Origin of the sequence: Leptospirillum ferrooxidans C2-3, assembly GCF_000284315.1 — a bacterium.
Lineage (GTDB): Bacteria > Nitrospirota > Leptospirillia > Leptospirillales > Leptospirillaceae > Leptospirillum > Leptospirillum ferrooxidans.
Window position 1 is genome coordinate 1410531 of the sequence record NC_017094.1, and the last position, 14928, is coordinate 1425458.

Here is a 14928-nt window from a genome sequence, read left to right on the forward strand (position 1 = left end):
AACCCTGAAAGCCCCTGTATCAGGCTGTTTTTGTGTCCGAACCGCTCGAGGGAGCTGTCGAGGAAGGAGCTGATGGCGTCGGGGAGCTTTCGGTTGCGGTTTTCTTTTCGGATCCTTCGGAAGAAGACGAAGACTCCGAGGATCCGGCATCGGTCATGCCTTTTCGGGCATAATCGGTTATGTAGAAGCCTGTCCCCTTGAACTGAAGTGCCGGTTTCCCCATCAATTTTTTCACAGGTCCTCCGCAAACTTCACAGACCGTCTGGATAGGATCGGAAAACTTCTGGATTCGCTCAATCGTCGTATTGCACTTGTCACAATGATACTCGTAAATAGGCATCAAAACCTCCATAAAAATATCCAAAAGCGTTTATAACAGAAGGACAGCCTCCTTCTTTTTATTTTCTCCTTAAGGATAGCGAACATATAGGGCTATCAGCAATAGTCCCCTGATCTCTTGCCTCACTTTCCCTCCCAAAAGGTATTTTACAATAGATAGATTTTAAAAATAATTAAAAAAATAACCCATCAGTCTTGATAAATAGCAAATAAGTGGCATCGTGGAACCACTGGATAAAACTTCTGGGAACAGTTCTTCCGGCCTGGAGGCTGTTTCCTCTGGAGAGTCAGGCTATTAAAGAATTTTTGAAGATCCATCAGGATAAAGGAGAACGTCATGATTACCGTGGCGAAAAACGAGGTTTTACAAATGGCGAGGATGGCCGGGGCAAGAGCTCCTGTCATTGCGGTTCCGGATCCAACGATTGACGGAATCGCGGAATGGAAACAGGATTTGCTTGTTTATTTTGGCTGTGCTGCCGATAACCTGATCCACGAGGTCGGTGTGGAAGAGGGATTGAGGGGAGAGATTTGGGCAGCCATGAAAGAAGGGTTTGAAGAACTGTTGAGCTCCCAACCTTATGAAGGGATCCCTTTTCCTTTAAATGCAAGGGATAAAGAGACGGAAAAAGCGATAAGCCTCAGGATTTTGAAAGAGATTTTCGAGGAATTGCCCGGTTCGCCTCATCATTGCACCCGTTAAGAAGTGGAGGGGGGCCGATATGCCCCCCAGATGAGAATAAGGATATCGGGGGGGGAGATCCGGAATATCTGATGATTTCAAAAAAAGGGCGGATCTCCACCCATGTTAAAGAAGAAGAATTCGGAGGTGGATATGGGATGGATCAGTGGTGCTCGCAAAAAAACGGCGACGGTCCTGTTGATGTCTCTAGGGTTGCTGTCTCTTCCCCAAATGGCCTTTGGCGCTCAGAAGGACATCACGCTCAAACTGGGTGGTCAGTATTGCGGGGTTTATCTTGACGATGTGAAACATGCTCTGAGGAAGCTTCATGGCGTTGGAAACATTTCGTTCAATAGCAGCCAGGACAAAGTAAGCATCGCAGAAGCGTCAGATGGCCCAAAAGAAGCGGATTTAATCAATGCCATCAATAATGTCAAGGGAGATGGCTGGTACTGTCAGGCCGAATCACTCCACTAGGGCCTGTTCGCAACTTGAATCCATTGAGTTCACTCAATGTTCCGGGGCTCCCTGAATACAGAGGGTTGAGAGGGGGTTCATTACGGAGGTTTGTCTTCAGAAAAAGAAAGCCCGGTCGGGATGATTCTTCACCCGACCGGGCTTTCTTCGGAAAAAACAATTGCCTCGGAATGTCTTCAGAAATCAGGTCAGAAGCGCACAGGCTTCTTTCAGCCGTCGCACTCCTTCCTCGAGATTTTCAGGACTCGTCGCAAAAGACATTCTCATATGGTGATCGCTTCCAAAAGCCGAACCTGGAACAAGAGCCACCCTTGCTTCCGCCAGGAAAAATTCGGACAGGTCGGTGACGGTTCGGATCTCCATGTCCCCAAAACGTTTGCCCAGTAGGCCAGAAACATCCGGAAACGCATAAAAAGCCCCGTCTGGAGGGCTCATTCTAATTCCGTCGATTGCGTTCAGGCTTTCCAGGAGCATGGCGCGTCTTCTCGTGTATTCTGCGAGCATTGGCTTGAAGTAGATCTCTCCGCTTCTGATCGCCACCACCGCCGCTTTCTGGGCAATCGAGGTGGGGTTTGAAGCGGTCTGGCTCTGGATGGTCTCAACCGCTTCGATAATTGGAGCGGGGCCGGCAGCATAACCGATTCTCCAGCCGGTCATGGCATAGGTCTTCGAAACGCCGTTGACAATGACGGTCCTGTCTCTGATTTCCGGAACGAGAGAAGCGATCGATGAGGTCTCCTGACCGTCAAAAACGATTTTTTCATAAATCTCATCAGAGATCACAATCAGATTGTGCTTTTTCACAATTTCGGCGATCCGGAGGAGATCCTCTTTCGGAATGATGGCCCCGGAAGGGTTATTGGGGGAGTTCAGGACCAGCACCCTGGATCGGGGAGTGATCGCTTCGAGAAGAGCTTGCGGCCTCAACCGGAAGCCGTCGGAAGGAAGGCATGGGACACCGATGACCACCCCGCCATTCAAGAGGATCTGATCGGGGTAGGACACCCAGGCCGGAGTCGGAAGAAGGACATGATCGCCCGGGTTGACCAGCGCCTGGAAGATCTGGAAGAGAGAATGCTTGGCCCCGCTCGAGACAACGATCTCGGATGGTTTGTACACAATCCCCTGATCGCGTTCAAACTTTTCAATGATCGCCGATTTGAGCTCTGGAATCCCTCCGACAGCCGTATACTTGGTAAACCCGGACTTCAGAGCGGCAATGGCAGCATCCTTGATGGGTTCGGGTGTATCGAAATCCGGCTCGCCCCCCGTAAAGTCACGGACATCAATCCCATTGGCCTTCATTTCCCTTGCCCGCGAGGCAAGTTTTAAGGTTGGGGAGGGTTTGAGATTGGACAGGCGATCGGCCAGATGGTACGAATGGTTCATTTATTTTCTCCGGAAAACTTGTCAAAAAGCGCTTTTTCTACTGCCGGTGGAACGAAAAAAGAGAGATCCCCACCCAGTTCCGCCACTTCGCGGATCATTGTCGATGTAATAAAAATATATTTCTCGCTTGGCATTAAAAAGACCGTCTCGATTTCTTTCGCAAAGGTCTGGTTCACCAAAGCCATTCTCAGCTCAAAATCAAAATCCGCAACGGCTCTGACACCCCGGAGAATGGCGCAGGCATCCTTTGAGCGAACGAAGTCGACCAGCATGGTCGAAAATCCTTCCACTCTGATCACAGGGGGGGGAGCAGGAACAACGGACTGGAGAAGCTTGATGCGTTCTTCCAATGAAAAAAGGGGAGATTTTCTCAGATTTTCCGCAACAGCGATAATGATTTCGTCGAAAACGGAAAGCCCTCGCGTAAGCATGTCAAGATGACCGTACGTCACAGGATCAAATGTACCGGGATAAACCGCTCGGCGTATCACGGATTCACATTACGGGCAAACAAGATACGGCTCTCTCCATAAGATGTGACCTTGGTCTGATGGTCTGGAAAGATTTCCCGGACCACTCCAGAAGGATCGTCGCGATGAAAATATTCCAGAACGATGATGGATCCCTTTTTTTGGACTATACCACTTGAGGCAAGACACCTCAATAGTTTCTCCCAGTCGGGATATTCGTAAGGAGGGTCGAGGAAAACAATATCGAAGGGATCACCTTCATATTTTTCCAGAAACGAAAGAACATCTTCCCGGATCAGCCGTATTCCTGCTTTTTGTATTCTTCGATCGGTCTTTAGAAACTGTTCGAGAGGCAATGCAACCTTCCGGTCTTTTTCAACGAGGAGAACTTCCCGGGCGCCTCTCGATGCCGCTTCAATCCCCACAGCCCCTGAACCGGCAAAAAGATCCGCAAAAGATCCCATGGAAACAGCATCGCCAAGGCTGTTCAAGAGAGCTTCTCGGACCTTCTGTGTCGTTGGCCTGGTCTTCGGGTCCGGGACAAAAGGAAGGGACATCCCCTTCAAAATACCTGACTGAATCCGGATCATGTGCCACAAAAAAAGGGAGTCCCCTGAGGGACTCCCTTTTCCCTAAATTCGGGATGGACGTTATTAAAGTCCAAGTGCTTTTTTGGTTGCTGCATCCACGCGACCGGTTACATTCATCTTGTGGACCTTCTGGTAATCCATAAGAGCTTTCCGGCTGGCTGGCCCAAAGAAACCATCGGCCTTGATTTTGGCACCCTTGGCGATAAGGGCTTTCTGCACTTTCATCATGTAGGCGGAAGCTTTGCGCTTTCCAGCCTTGACCATGTGGCGACCCATTTTCTTGCCGCTTTTGACAACCTTTCCGGAAGTCTTTTTCACCTCTTTTTTGGTTGCCTTCACATCGGCGCCTGCTGCTGACTTGACATCACCAGCCATACCCTGGACAGGAGCCATCGGAGCGGCAGCCGGATCGGCAAAGGCGGGGGTTCCGACGGTCATGCTCTGAAAGGACAAGGCAAAAATGGCCATACCTGAAATGGCGGCGGTAAAAGCTATTCCGGTTTTGGCTCCAAAAAAACGGCCGAATTTCTTCATGTTCAGACTTACCTCCTGAGAAAACCTCATCATGGATCACTCGATCCCCGGTTATTCCCGCTTTATTGCGGGGAACCGGTAGTTATCCTATCAACACCATGGAGAGTAGTCAAGAAAAATTCGCTTTGAATATCGGGATTTCGTCACACCTTTCTGTAACGCAAATCACAGATTGGCCCCATCCCTCCTGCCGGACGTATGACACGAGGGCTCCCCTTCGACAGGTCAAGAATGGGAGAGATCCTGCTGGCGTTTTTCTCCTCTGAAGAGACGATCCCTCCGAGATCGGGAAAAAGCGACCGGATTTCCTCCATGGAGACAAGCGGAGGAGATCCGGAAATATTGAGACTTGTTCCGGTAATGGGAGTTTTCAGATAAGAGAGAAAAGATCGAAGGACCGGATCCCGGGGAATCCGGAATGCCACGCCTCCGTTTCGGCTCATCCCCAGAGAAACTGCCAGATGTTTGGCCGGAAGGACCAACGTTATAAATGCCGGCCAGGAGTCCACCCAAACCTTGCACCAGGGAGAATGAGGGAGAACTGCGAATGGAAGAATGGCCGACAGGCTCCCGACCATATAGAGAAAAGGTTTTTGAGACGGCCTTCGTTTGATCCGGTGAACATTGGAAAGAAAAAAGCCTTCCTGTGGATCGATCCCGCTCCCGGATGGATTGAACGGGAGGTCCATTGGAGACTCGGCAAGACACCATGAGTCCTCCAGCGGGACAGCCAGAACCTCCCCCCTCCGGAGTGCCTCCCGGATGGACCACCATCCGGAGCGCTCCGATAGAGAGGGATAAACGGCAACACTCACAAAGGTTCATTGCTTTCGGAAAGGGCAATATCCGAACGGTAGTGGCCTCCGGGAAGATGAAGGAGTTCAAGGGCCGAATAGGCCAGGGCCCGGGCAGCTTGGAGAGAGTCCCCTTCCGCCGAAACCGTCAGAACCCTTCCGCCTGAGGAGACAAGATCCGTTTTACCTCCGCCGGGAGCAAGGGATATTCCTGCGGAATAGACACTCACCGATTCCAGCTTCCGGACTTTATCAATCCCGATGATACGACCGCCGGTCACCGGTTTTTCCGGGTATCCGGGAGAGGCCAGAACGACCCCTACCGTTGGCTTTCCCTTAAATGGATGGCTAGTGGGCAAGGATCCCCTGGCGAGACCCTCCATCAGATCGGCAAACCCTTCCCCTACCTGGGGAAGAAGCACCTGAGCCTCCGGATCGCCGAATCTGGCATTGAACTCGAGAACCATAATCCCTGATGCTGTTTTCATCAGACCGGCATAGAGGAAACCCATAAAGGGAGTCCCGTTTTTTTTAAGACCCCATAGGCACCGTTCAATCACCATGCGGGCAGACTCATCATCCTGGGATGTCCATCCCGGGACGGGGGTCAGCGCCCCCATTCCACCGGTGTTCGGGCCGGTGTCCCCGTCTCCGACGCGTTTAAAGTCTCTGGCCGTTGGAAAAGGCAGAAAGCGTTCCCCGTCTGTCATGACAATATAGGAGACCTCTGGACCCGATAGCCCCTTTTCAGCATAGATCCTGCCGACATTCTGCTTTTTGCCTTCCCGGTCAAAATAGCGATCCAGAACCTCATCGAGATCATCTGGATTTTTCATGACCCAGACACCCTTCCCCTGGGCCAGTCCATCCTCTTTCAGGACAAGGGGATATCCCCACTTTCTGACCAGAGTCCGGATCTCTTCAACCGTCGTCACCTCCGAAAACTCGGCGGTCGGGATTCCGGACTGCTTCATGATCTCCTTGGCAAACAGTTTCGACCCCTCAATACGTGCCGCCTCTGAAGTCGGTCCCACAACAGGAATCGATCTTGACTTCAGACAGTCCGCGAGTCCCGCGACCAAAGGCTTTTCAGGACCAATGATGACCACATCCGGCTTTTCGGCAGCGATCCGCTCGGATGCCTCTTTCGGATCGTCGGGGAAGGACGGAAGAAAACCAAGACGACCATCGTCCATACCCGGATTTCCCGGAGAAACAAGAACATCCGCCCCGGAAGAAAGGGAAAGGACATGGGACAAGGCATGTTCCCGTCCCCCCTGCCCGACAACAATAAACTTTTTTGGGGATCTTTTTGACATAGTGTGTTTCACCTTCTTGAAAATGGGCCCCCTGGCCATCTTGAAAGATGGCCGACAGGAGCCCTTTATATGGCCGAATCAGAATGAATCAATGGCGGAAGTGGCGCATCCCGGTCAGAATCATGAACATGCCGTGATCTTTCACCGCCTGGAAAACCTCGGCGTCTCTGATGGAGCCGCCCGGCTGGATGATTCCGGCGACCCCCAGTTTGGCAGCCTCATCGATACCGTCTCTGAACGGAAAAAAGGCATCGGAGGCCAGAATGGTTCCCTGAGTGCTTCGAGTCGCCTTCATTCCCGAAAGACGGACCGAATCGACACGACTCATCTGTCCTGCTCCAATCCCGATGGTCATGCGGTCCTTCACCAGGATAATCGCATTGGACTTCACATGCTTTCCGACAGCAAAGGCAAAAAGGGCATCGGCCACCTGTGCATCGGTCGGCTTGATATCCCCCTCAAACTTTAGATCGGAAAGGGGTGGAGCCACCAGGGTATCCGGCGTCTGGACCAGGAAGGCTCCATCGATGTTTCGAAGATCCAGTCCCCGTTTCGAAGAGGATTCCATTTTCAGGACAAGAAGGCGGATATCCTTCTTCTTCATCAGAATGTCCAGAGCGTCCTTGCTAAATCCGGGAGCGATCACCACTTCAAGGAAAATCTTTGACATCTCCTGGGCCGTTTCCTGATCGACCGGACGATTGGTGGCGACAACACCTCCGAAAGAAGAGACCGGATCGGTATCCCTGGCCTGGATATAAGCTGATAAAAGAGTCTTTCCGAGAGAAACACCGCAGGGATTATTATGCTTGACGATCACGACCGACGGATCAGAAAACTCCGAAACGAGAGACCACGCCGCCTGAGCATCCAGAAAATTGTTGTAGGAAAGCTCTTTTCCATGAAGTTTGGAAGCATTGGCAAAACCGGTCCTTTCCCCGGCCGGAGCATAAAGAGCCGCGGCCTGATGGGGGTTTTCCCCATAGCGCAGAGACTGGATCTTCGTAAGGGACAGGGAAAGTGTCTCCTGAAGCTGCGACTCGGAGGTTTGAGTCTCCTCTCCAGAAAGCAGCCCTTCAAAATACAGCGCAATTCTCCGGTCATATTCCCCGGTGGTGGCAAAGGCCTTCCTGGCGAGATTCCGTCGAATATCCATCCCGATTTCCGGTCCTTTCTCAAGAAGCGGGAGGATCATTTCATAATCGGACGGATCGGTCAGAACCAGGACCGACTCATGATTTTTGGAAGCAGAACGGATCATTGACGGGCCGCCGATATCGATTTGTTCAATCGCTTCCTCTGGTGTGACACCTGGCTTTAAAATCGTCTTCGCAAATGGGTAAAGATTGACGACGACCATATCGATTGGGCGAATCTGATGTTTTTCCATGGCGGACATATGCTCGGGATTGTTCCGGAGTCCAAGAAGCCCCCCATGAATAGCCGGATGAAGCGTCTTGACCCGGCCATCCATCATCTCCGGAAAGTTTGTGACAGAAGAGACGTCGGTGACCTCTACGCCATTTTCCCGAAGGTGTTTGGCGGTGCCCCCCGTGGAGAGAATTTCCATGCCGAGATTCTTGAGACCTTTCGCAAAAGGCACAATCCCCGTCTTGTCAGAAACACTGATCAGTGCCCGTTTATGATTCCAGCTTTTTGTCTGCATCGGTCGTTGACTCCTTCAGGATGGCTAATGTGTGGAAAAATGGCTTTTCATCTTTCAAGAAGCGGACTTTCCCGCTCCGAAAGGGTTTTTGAAAGAGGGGATCAGGTATAGATCCACTTCCAGTATGGGAAGACTGGAAAGAGCTCCTCTTCTCGGGATTTCAAGTGTCTTCAGGTAAACAGGCTCTCCCCACTTTCCGCCGAGTTCCTCGAAAAAATGGCCATGAGGACCATTCTGAACGAGAAGAACGGGTTTTCCCAAAAGTCCTTGCGCTTCATTTGCCGTGATCTCTGTTGTCCGGAAGTGGCGGACCGGGTGAACCTGATAGACTGGTGTTCGGCCATACTCCAGAAATTTCAGCTCCCCTGTGTTGGTGTACCCGTCCGAGATCCATCCCGCCGGCCGATCTCCGGAAGGAAGCGATGCAACGACCTCCCTGATCTCCCTGTCGAGCATCCGGTAGCCGTGGAGTCTCCCGGTCGGATCTCTCTGGGGATTCAGGGGGATGACAGGAACCAACGCCTGAACGGAAACGAGCCCTACCATAAAACACCCGAGACCCACAGAAAACAGTACGAATTTACGGAGACGATCGGTGGCTTCAAGCCATCTGGGAATCAGGGCGCCCAAAATGACAAAAGCACCAAGATAGCCTTCCACAGCCCAGTTCGCCTCCACTTTTCCGTGAAGGGCCGAATAACCGAAGAAAAAAAGGACAGGATAGGAGATCAGCCAAAGATAGAATTCCGGATCGGAGATTTTTCCGGAGACCCATCTCGAGAACCCTCTCCAGCCGGCCGCCAGAACCATGAGAAAAATTCCGGGGGTCAACATCAGAAGCTGTCCGCCCAGATAATCGGGAACGGTCTGCCAAGGTGGCGACTGATGAAGACCCATGCCATGGTGCCACTGAAAAAGATAGGAGGCCCATCCATGATTTTTATTCCACAGAACATCCGGCAGGAAGACCAGAAAGGCAATCCCGACAGAGAGGAGAACGACGGGTGAATAGATCCACTTTCTCCTCTGGGGAAGCAACAGCAGGTACAGTCCGATTTCCGGCAAAAGAAGGATCATCGGATATTTGGCCAAAAGCCCCAACCCGAACAAAAGACCGGAGAAAAGGATGGTCCCCTTCCGGTTTTCCGTAATCCCCCTGTAAAAAGCCAGCGCTGTCCAAAAGTACAGGACGACCTCCGGGGTGTCCGGGGTCATCAGGAATCCTCCTGCCGAAAAGAGGATGGTCACGTTGATGATCACCACCGACCAGAGACCTGCCCAACGGTCTCTCAGAAGGGTTTTTCCTGCCCAATAGAGCATGAAGGCAAGCATGATCGTTGAAATAAGAGGAAAAAACCGGATCGCAAAAATATTGTTCCCGAATAAATCCGTACAGCCCCGTATAATCCAGGCGATCAGGGGCGGATGATCGAAATAGCCCCCCTGGGGAGATAGCGACCATGTCCAGTAATAGGCCTCATCCGGGGCAAGCCCTGTTCCAAGTGAAAGGGCCAGATGGAGAAGAAGGCTTCCCATCGTGACAACAATGGCAATACGCCCGGGATGGCGATTGAAAAACTCTTTCAATGCGCCAGGCCCTTCCGATAGCGCCTTCGAAAATGCAACAGTTTCAAAAGGCTGTCCCGAAGGATTTTTCCATTCAGGGTGGAGACCCCCAGAATGCGGTCTGTGAAGGTGATCGGAACCTCCGAAAAAGAATACCCTTTCTGGTTCAGGACCATCAGGATCTCCTGCAGGACAGAGGGCCCACGACTTTCAAGATCTTCCCATGGAACCGCGGAAAGCGCTTCGCGGGTAAAGAGCCGGAAACCAGAGGTGATGTCGCGGTAAGGAAGATCCAGAACGGCCCGGGCGTAGATATTGGCAAATGTGGTCAAAAGAACCCTGGATGTGGGGCGCCCTACCTGCCGGCCTCCCGGAACGAGCCTTGATCCGATCGCTCCGTCCGTCCCGGCGGCACCGGCCAGAAGGACAGGAAGATCTTCCGGCGCATGTGACCCGTCCGCATCCATCTCCCCGATCAGAGGGAAACCAAGAACAATGGCGGTAACCATCGCCTCGATTCCTGCCGGTCCCCGCCCGCGGTCCAGAAGCCTTTCCAGAAGGTAAACCGGTTCGTTTTTCTCCAGAATATACTGTTCAACGATTCTCGATGTCCCATCGGGAGAGTTATCATCGGCGACCATGACCGCCCCGCCATTGTTGAGCGCCAGAACGCGTTCGATCATGGCGATAATGTTCATGCTCTCGTTGTAGGTCGGAATGATCATGACATAACGAAAATCTCCCGGAGTAAAGCCATTGGGAGAAACCAGCCGGGAATTGGATTTTTCGGAGAGACGGGCCAATAGTCCTGACAAGTCCGGAACAGCACCTTCTTCACCCTTTGAAGAAAGAGAGGTCATAAACTTTTTCCGATCGTTCGAAGATTTTTGGCCGAAGGCATATCCCATTGACGCAATATGGACGCCAGAACCGTCTCCGGACGGATCATTTCCATACAGGACGGGTGGATGTCACAGGACCTTTTGTAGCAAGGAGCGCACTCGATGGGTGTGATGATTTTCTCTCCTCTTCCAAACATTTCGATTTCGGTTGGCTGTGTAGAGCCAAAAAGACTCACAACCCTGGCTCCGACGGAAAGAGCCACATGCATTCCCAATGTGTCTCCGGTCAGAACGACATGGCACATCGACACCAGGGAGGCAAACACTCCAAGGGAGTGGCCGGTTCCCACATCCTTGATAAATGGCCCCTCAAACCGGCGATGGAGTTCGGAGATCCGGTCGGACTCACGGTCCCCACCCAGAAGAAGGACCGTTATGCCGCGCTTTTCCAGCTCCTGAAGAAGGGCTACATAGCCGAGAAGGGTCCAGTCCTTGTTGACGAAAACCCCACCGGCACCGGTATTGATGCCCAGAACTTTTTGCCCCGGTGAAAGCCCTGTCCCCAGGAAAAGACAACGGGCCTTTTCCCGATCGGCCTCCCCGAGATCCAGATGGTAGTCATCAACCGCGGGATCGTAGGGAATATTGACGGCTTCGGCGAGAAGATCCGGGTAGGTTCGCCGATTATGATGGAACTTTAGGTCATTATCCAGACCGAGACGATAATAATAAGACATTTCCTTGTTGAGTGGGTAGACCGCCCCGCAACCATCAACCCCCATGCCCCTCTTGTCCTTCGATCTGGCAATCATGGAAAGAGCAGCGACTTCCGGCTCCTTGTCGAGAGAAAGAACAAGATCAAACTCTTCCACTGACAATCGGGCGATCACCTCGACCGAATAGGGCCACACCCGGTCCACAATGGATTTTGGAACCAGAGAAACCGCACCCGGAGCGGTGATCCAGGTCAGATGGCTGTCTGGGTATTTTCGCTTGATCCCGCCCAAAAGGATCGTCGTTCTCAGGACATCGCCCAGAGCGCCTGTCTTGATGATCAGGATTCTTGTTCCCTGGGGGGAATACTCGGGACACTCCCTGCACTCCCTGTTAAACTTGCAGGGCCTGTCCCCGATGTAATGCCGGCAATCAAGCGCCACCTCAATGGAATGAGCTGTGTCTTTTCCAAAAACGGAAAGCTTCATCAAGGGTTCTCTCCTCTAAAAAGAGCTTTGGTTGGAATCGCCCCAACGGCAATGTTTCATCTGATCGACCCGAAAAAGGGCTCCCCCGATTATTGTTTATAGGGCCAGGGATTTTTTAAAAATTTTCTCATCCGATAAATATAAAAGATCCTTGCCAGATGTCCATTCCTGTAAATCCTAAAAGACGGAAGCTTCGTGATCGACTCGAATGTTCCCGGTGGAAAGTAGGTTCTCGGATCTCTGGGGTACTTGTCCGTGGCCACATAAATCGCATCCATCCCGATAAATTTTTGAGGAGGGTTCCAGAAATCAAACTGGTTCGGATTCGGGGACAGGCATAGAGTCCTGTCAGGAGCGTTTTCATAAAACGCCAGTTCGTCCGCCGTATTGAAACGCTTCGATATAAAAATCATATTCCGGTCTCCACCTGGACCAAGAAGATCTCCCAGATGGTTGGCCAGACGGCGAAACCCGAAAAGGTCGTTGGTGATGTCGACCCATGGCGGCACCGGTTTCCATGATGTCAAGATGGCCAGTGGATGGAACGTCAACCGAATGTCAGGAGCCTCTTTCGGAAGAGGTATCAAAGCGAAAACAACCTGAAGAGGCGCCAGAAGCGTCAGGAATGCCCCCAAAACCATACCCGCCCGAAGCCACGAAATCATGCGGGGAGATCCCCCGTTGTAACGCCAGAAGGAGAGCGCCAGAATGGCCACAAGATAACCCAATGCCGGCCAATGGGGCAAAATGGGATGCAGGATTCCAATGGCGTTGAAAAAGAGAATCGGAACCAGTGAAAAGAGGAAAACAATCCTCCATTTGATCCGGTCGACCGATTCCGGGGCATGCTTGATCTTCCGGTAAAGGAAGACCAGCGAAAGCATCAAGAGAACCCAGAGAATCGGCGACAGATAACCTGCCTGTCCGAAGATCATCTGGTAATAGCGCACATAGTCGAATCCCGAATGGCCAAGCCCATGGGTGAGCTGAAAGAGAAAGGACGCTCCCCCATGGACACTGTTCCAGTAAAAGATCGGCCAAGACACCAAAAGCCCCAGAAAAAGGGAAATCCATGGGCCTTGAGTCCAGAGACTTTTTCTGAGGGAAGGTTCCAAAAACAAGATCAAAAAAGTGATGGCCGGAAGAAGAACCGCATTGTACTTGCTCAAAAGTCCCAGTCCGAACAAAAGCCCCAGAATTAGCCAGTTCGTCAGGATCGACGGTTTCCGGATCGACCATGAAGAGTCCGGCTGCCTCAATGTCACAGCGAGCCTTGGAAAAAATGTGATGGCAATATAGAGATACAAAAGCCAAAAAACAGAGAGTGGATCATCGGGAATCATCAGTGTTGACCCCAGTATTCCAAACAGGGGTATCACGTTCAGCAAGATGATAGAGAGTCGGATGATGCGCCTGTCTTTGGTCACCGACTCAGCGATCAATACAAAAAGGATCGACGAGACCAGAAAACAGACCGGTGCGAAGAAACGCACGGCAAATTCGTTCTGTCCAAAAACGGACATTGCGCCGCGAATCAGAACCCCGATCATCATCGGGTGATCAAAAAAGCTGAAGTCCGGATGAGCCGCGTACATATAGTAATGGGCCTCGTCGTTTCCAAGGTCGAAACGTCCGATCAGAAGCATCCGGAAAATGAACGGCACCAGGATCCAGAGCCATACAACGCGATCGGAGAAAAGCCCCCGGAAACCACCCGGTAGGGTTTTATGGATTTCAGGGTCCAAAAGACGGATCCATTTCTACCCGATGGGGGAAAGGAAAGGAAATCGTCCGACCAGTTTCAGAACAGACCAGGTGACAGCCAAACCCAACAGGGTTCCGATCACCGCGCCACCGATGACATCAAGCGGATAGTGGACCCCGATATACACTCTTGAATAACCGACCGCCGCCGCAAAAAAATAGGCCGGGATGGTGGCTTTAGGATAGATGCGGGAAAGAATCGTGGCTGCGCAAAAGATATTGACCGCATGAGACGAAGGAAAAGACCAGGAATCCGAACACCCCTTCAGCAAATGGTCCGAGACAATCCCATGACATGGCCTTGGGCGAGCCACCAGACTCTTGATTCCAAAGCTGGACAGAGGGTCGCTCACCCCAACTCCCAACAACAGGGAAGTAACCAGACGTCTTCCCCTGTTGCCACAGGTCGTCAGCAAAAACAGGGCTGCGACAACGGCGGCCAACGCAAAGTTTTCCGGCACGGTGATAAACACCATGACGGAATTCAACCAATGGGGGTGAGGACCGAACAAAACGGTATTGTAGAGTGATCGGTCAAGTGATTGCAGAGAATCGATCACTCCTTGCCGCCTTCTTTCCTGTTTCCCGACGGATCTTTTTTGAAACGAAGCTCCTCCCGGAGATCGGAAATGATCCTTTCAAGCGACTCAATCCGCTCAAGATAAGGATCCGGCATATCCTGATGATTCAGAAACTCCTCAGGATAGCCCGCATCAAGGGATCTGACCACACGGCCGGGAATGCCCACAACGGTACAGTTTGATGGAACCGACCTCAATACAACCGCATTGGCTCCAACACGAACACCATCCCCGATACGGATATCTCCCAAAATCTTGGCCCCTGCCCCCACCAAAACGTGGTTGCCCAAGGTCGGATGGCGCTTGTGTCCCCTGTCCTTCCCGTTTCCCCCAAGACTCACACCCTGGAAGAGGGTCACATCACTCCCGATGATCGTTGTCTCTCCAATAACGACACCCATGCCGTGATCGATGAAAAAACCTCTTCCGATCGTGGCTCCCGGATGGATTTCGATTCCGGTCATCCATCGGCTGAAGGCGGACAGAATCCTCGCAAAGAGCCTGAAACCATTTCGATGGATGGGATGGGCCAAGCGGTGGAGAAACAAGGCATGAAAACCCGGATAGGTCAAAAGGACCTCAAGGGAAGATCTTGCGGCGGGATCCCGGTCGAACACGGCGCGAAGATCGTACCGGAGTGTCTCCCAGAACCCGGAACGGGAATGATTTCGGTCGGCCTCCAGGCGGCCGCTGTTTGCCTTGTCACTATCCAT

At 52.0% G+C, this 14928-nt stretch carries 16 protein-coding genes; 2 read left to right on the forward strand and 14 right to left on the reverse strand.

Annotated elements, in window-relative coordinates; translation table 11 throughout:
• Positions 1 to 19: 19 nt before the first annotated feature.
• On the reverse strand, positions 20 to 340 hold the full coding sequence (locus LFE_RS07235; protein ID WP_014449570.1) for an FmdB family zinc ribbon protein: 321 nt from the start codon (positions 338 to 340) through the stop codon (positions 20 to 22).
• Positions 341 to 676: 336 nt separating this feature from the next.
• On the opposite strand from LFE_RS07235, the gene LFE_RS07240 reads away from it, so the two are divergent.
• A complete protein-coding gene (locus tag LFE_RS07240; RefSeq protein ID WP_014449571.1) occupies positions 677 to 1042 on the forward strand; it encodes a hypothetical protein in 366 nt (121 codons plus the stop codon).
• Between the two features lie 132 nt (positions 1043 to 1174).
• Positions 1175 to 1498, forward strand: coding sequence for a hypothetical protein (locus LFE_RS07245; RefSeq protein WP_014449572.1), 324 nt, complete (start codon positions 1175 to 1177; stop codon positions 1496 to 1498).
• 183 nt (positions 1499 to 1681) lie between these two features.
• Here the strand turns inward: LFE_RS07245 and LFE_RS07250 are convergent, their stop codons facing one another.
• The 13 genes from LFE_RS07250 to cysE form a co-directional block, all read right to left on the reverse strand.
• Positions 1682 to 2887: a pyridoxal phosphate-dependent aminotransferase gene (locus tag LFE_RS07250; RefSeq protein ID WP_014449573.1), complete on the reverse strand. Its 1206-nt coding sequence runs from the start codon at positions 2885 to 2887 to the stop codon at positions 1682 to 1684.
• Complete coding sequence (gene coaD, locus LFE_RS07255; protein ID WP_041774897.1) at positions 2884 to 3375, reverse strand: pantetheine-phosphate adenylyltransferase; 492 nt, start codon at positions 3373 to 3375, stop codon at positions 2884 to 2886. Before coaD ends, LFE_RS07250 begins: the two co-directional genes overlap by 4 nt.
• Entirely contained in the window at positions 3375 to 3947 is a 573-nt protein-coding gene (gene rsmD, locus LFE_RS07260; protein ID WP_050989504.1) for a 16S rRNA (guanine(966)-N(2))-methyltransferase RsmD, read from the reverse strand. The genes coaD and rsmD overlap by 1 nt, the downstream gene beginning before the upstream one ends.
• A gap of 63 nt (positions 3948 to 4010) precedes the next feature.
• On the reverse strand, positions 4011 to 4481 hold the full coding sequence (locus LFE_RS07265) for a peptidoglycan-binding domain-containing protein (protein WP_014449576.1): 471 nt from the start codon (positions 4479 to 4481) through the stop codon (positions 4011 to 4013).
• Between the two features lie 143 nt (positions 4482 to 4624).
• Complete coding sequence (locus LFE_RS07270) at positions 4625 to 5296, reverse strand: L-threonylcarbamoyladenylate synthase (RefSeq protein WP_014449577.1); 672 nt, start codon at positions 5294 to 5296, stop codon at positions 4625 to 4627.
• Complete coding sequence (gene purD, locus LFE_RS07275) at positions 5293 to 6594, reverse strand: phosphoribosylamine--glycine ligase (protein WP_014449578.1); 1302 nt, start codon at positions 6592 to 6594, stop codon at positions 5293 to 5295. Before purD ends, LFE_RS07270 begins: the two co-directional genes overlap by 4 nt.
• Positions 6595 to 6682: 88 nt before the next feature.
• Positions 6683 to 8260 (reverse strand): bifunctional phosphoribosylaminoimidazolecarboxamide formyltransferase/IMP cyclohydrolase, encoded by a 1578-nt coding sequence (gene purH / locus LFE_RS07280; RefSeq protein ID WP_014449579.1) that lies wholly within the window; start codon positions 8258 to 8260, stop codon positions 6683 to 6685.
• Positions 8261 to 8314: 54 nt separating this feature from the next.
• Positions 8315 to 9847, reverse strand: coding sequence for a glycosyltransferase family 39 protein (locus LFE_RS07285; RefSeq protein WP_014449580.1), 1533 nt, complete (start codon positions 9845 to 9847; stop codon positions 8315 to 8317).
• Entirely contained in the window at positions 9844 to 10686 is an 843-nt protein-coding gene (locus LFE_RS07290) for a polyprenol monophosphomannose synthase (RefSeq protein WP_014449581.1), read from the reverse strand. Before LFE_RS07290 ends, LFE_RS07285 begins: the two co-directional genes overlap by 4 nt.
• Positions 10683 to 11870: a glycosyltransferase family 9 protein gene (locus tag LFE_RS07295; RefSeq protein WP_148272585.1), complete on the reverse strand. Its 1188-nt coding sequence runs from the start codon at positions 11868 to 11870 to the stop codon at positions 10683 to 10685. Before LFE_RS07295 ends, LFE_RS07290 begins: the two co-directional genes overlap by 4 nt.
• Before the next feature lie 89 nt (positions 11871 to 11959).
• Positions 11960 to 13615, reverse strand: coding sequence for an ArnT family glycosyltransferase (locus LFE_RS07300; protein WP_014449583.1), 1656 nt, complete (start codon positions 13613 to 13615; stop codon positions 11960 to 11962).
• Between the two features lie 15 nt (positions 13616 to 13630).
• Positions 13631 to 14194 (reverse strand): phosphatase PAP2 family protein, encoded by a 564-nt coding sequence (locus tag LFE_RS07305; protein ID WP_014449584.1) that lies wholly within the window; start codon positions 14192 to 14194, stop codon positions 13631 to 13633.
• Positions 14191 to 14928: a serine O-acetyltransferase gene (gene cysE, locus LFE_RS07310; protein WP_014449585.1), complete on the reverse strand. Its 738-nt coding sequence runs from the start codon at positions 14926 to 14928 to the stop codon at positions 14191 to 14193. The genes LFE_RS07305 and cysE overlap by 4 nt, the downstream gene beginning before the upstream one ends.

What these genes read in the sequence shown, in the direction of transcription:
- LFE_RS07235 (WP_014449570.1), bottom strand. Translation starts at nt 340, where the DNA reads ATGCCTATTTACGAGTATCATTGTGACAAGTGCAATACGACGATTGAG.
- LFE_RS07240 (WP_014449571.1), top strand. Translation starts at nt 677, where the DNA reads ATGATTACCGTGGCGAAAAACGAGGTTTTACAAATGGCGAGGATGGCC.
- LFE_RS07245 (WP_014449572.1), top strand. Translation starts at nt 1,175, where the DNA reads ATGGGATGGATCAGTGGTGCTCGCAAAAAAACGGCGACGGTCCTGTTG.
- LFE_RS07250 (WP_014449573.1), bottom strand. Translation starts at nt 2,887, where the DNA reads ATGAACCATTCGTACCATCTGGCCGATCGCCTGTCCAATCTCAAACCC.
- rsmD (WP_050989504.1), bottom strand. Translation starts at nt 3,947, where the DNA reads ATGATCCGGATTCAGTCAGGTATTTTGAAGGGGATGTCCCTTCCTTTT.
- LFE_RS07265 (WP_014449576.1), bottom strand. Translation starts at nt 4,481, where the DNA reads ATGAAGAAATTCGGCCGTTTTTTTGGAGCCAAAACCGGAATAGCTTTT.
- purD (WP_014449578.1), bottom strand. Translation starts at nt 6,594, where the DNA reads ATGTCAAAAAGATCCCCAAAAAAGTTTATTGTTGTCGGGCAGGGGGGA.
- purH (WP_014449579.1), bottom strand. Translation starts at nt 8,260, where the DNA reads ATGCAGACAAAAAGCTGGAATCATAAACGGGCACTGATCAGTGTTTCT.
- LFE_RS07290 (WP_014449581.1), bottom strand. Translation starts at nt 10,686, where the DNA reads ATGACCTCTCTTTCTTCAAAGGGTGAAGAAGGTGCTGTTCCGGACTTG.
- LFE_RS07295 (WP_148272585.1), bottom strand. Translation starts at nt 11,870, where the DNA reads ATGAAGCTTTCCGTTTTTGGAAAAGACACAGCTCATTCCATTGAGGTG.
- cysE (WP_014449585.1), bottom strand. Translation starts at nt 14,928, where the DNA reads ATGGATAGTGACAAGGCAAACAGCGGCCGCCTGGAGGCCGACCGAAAT.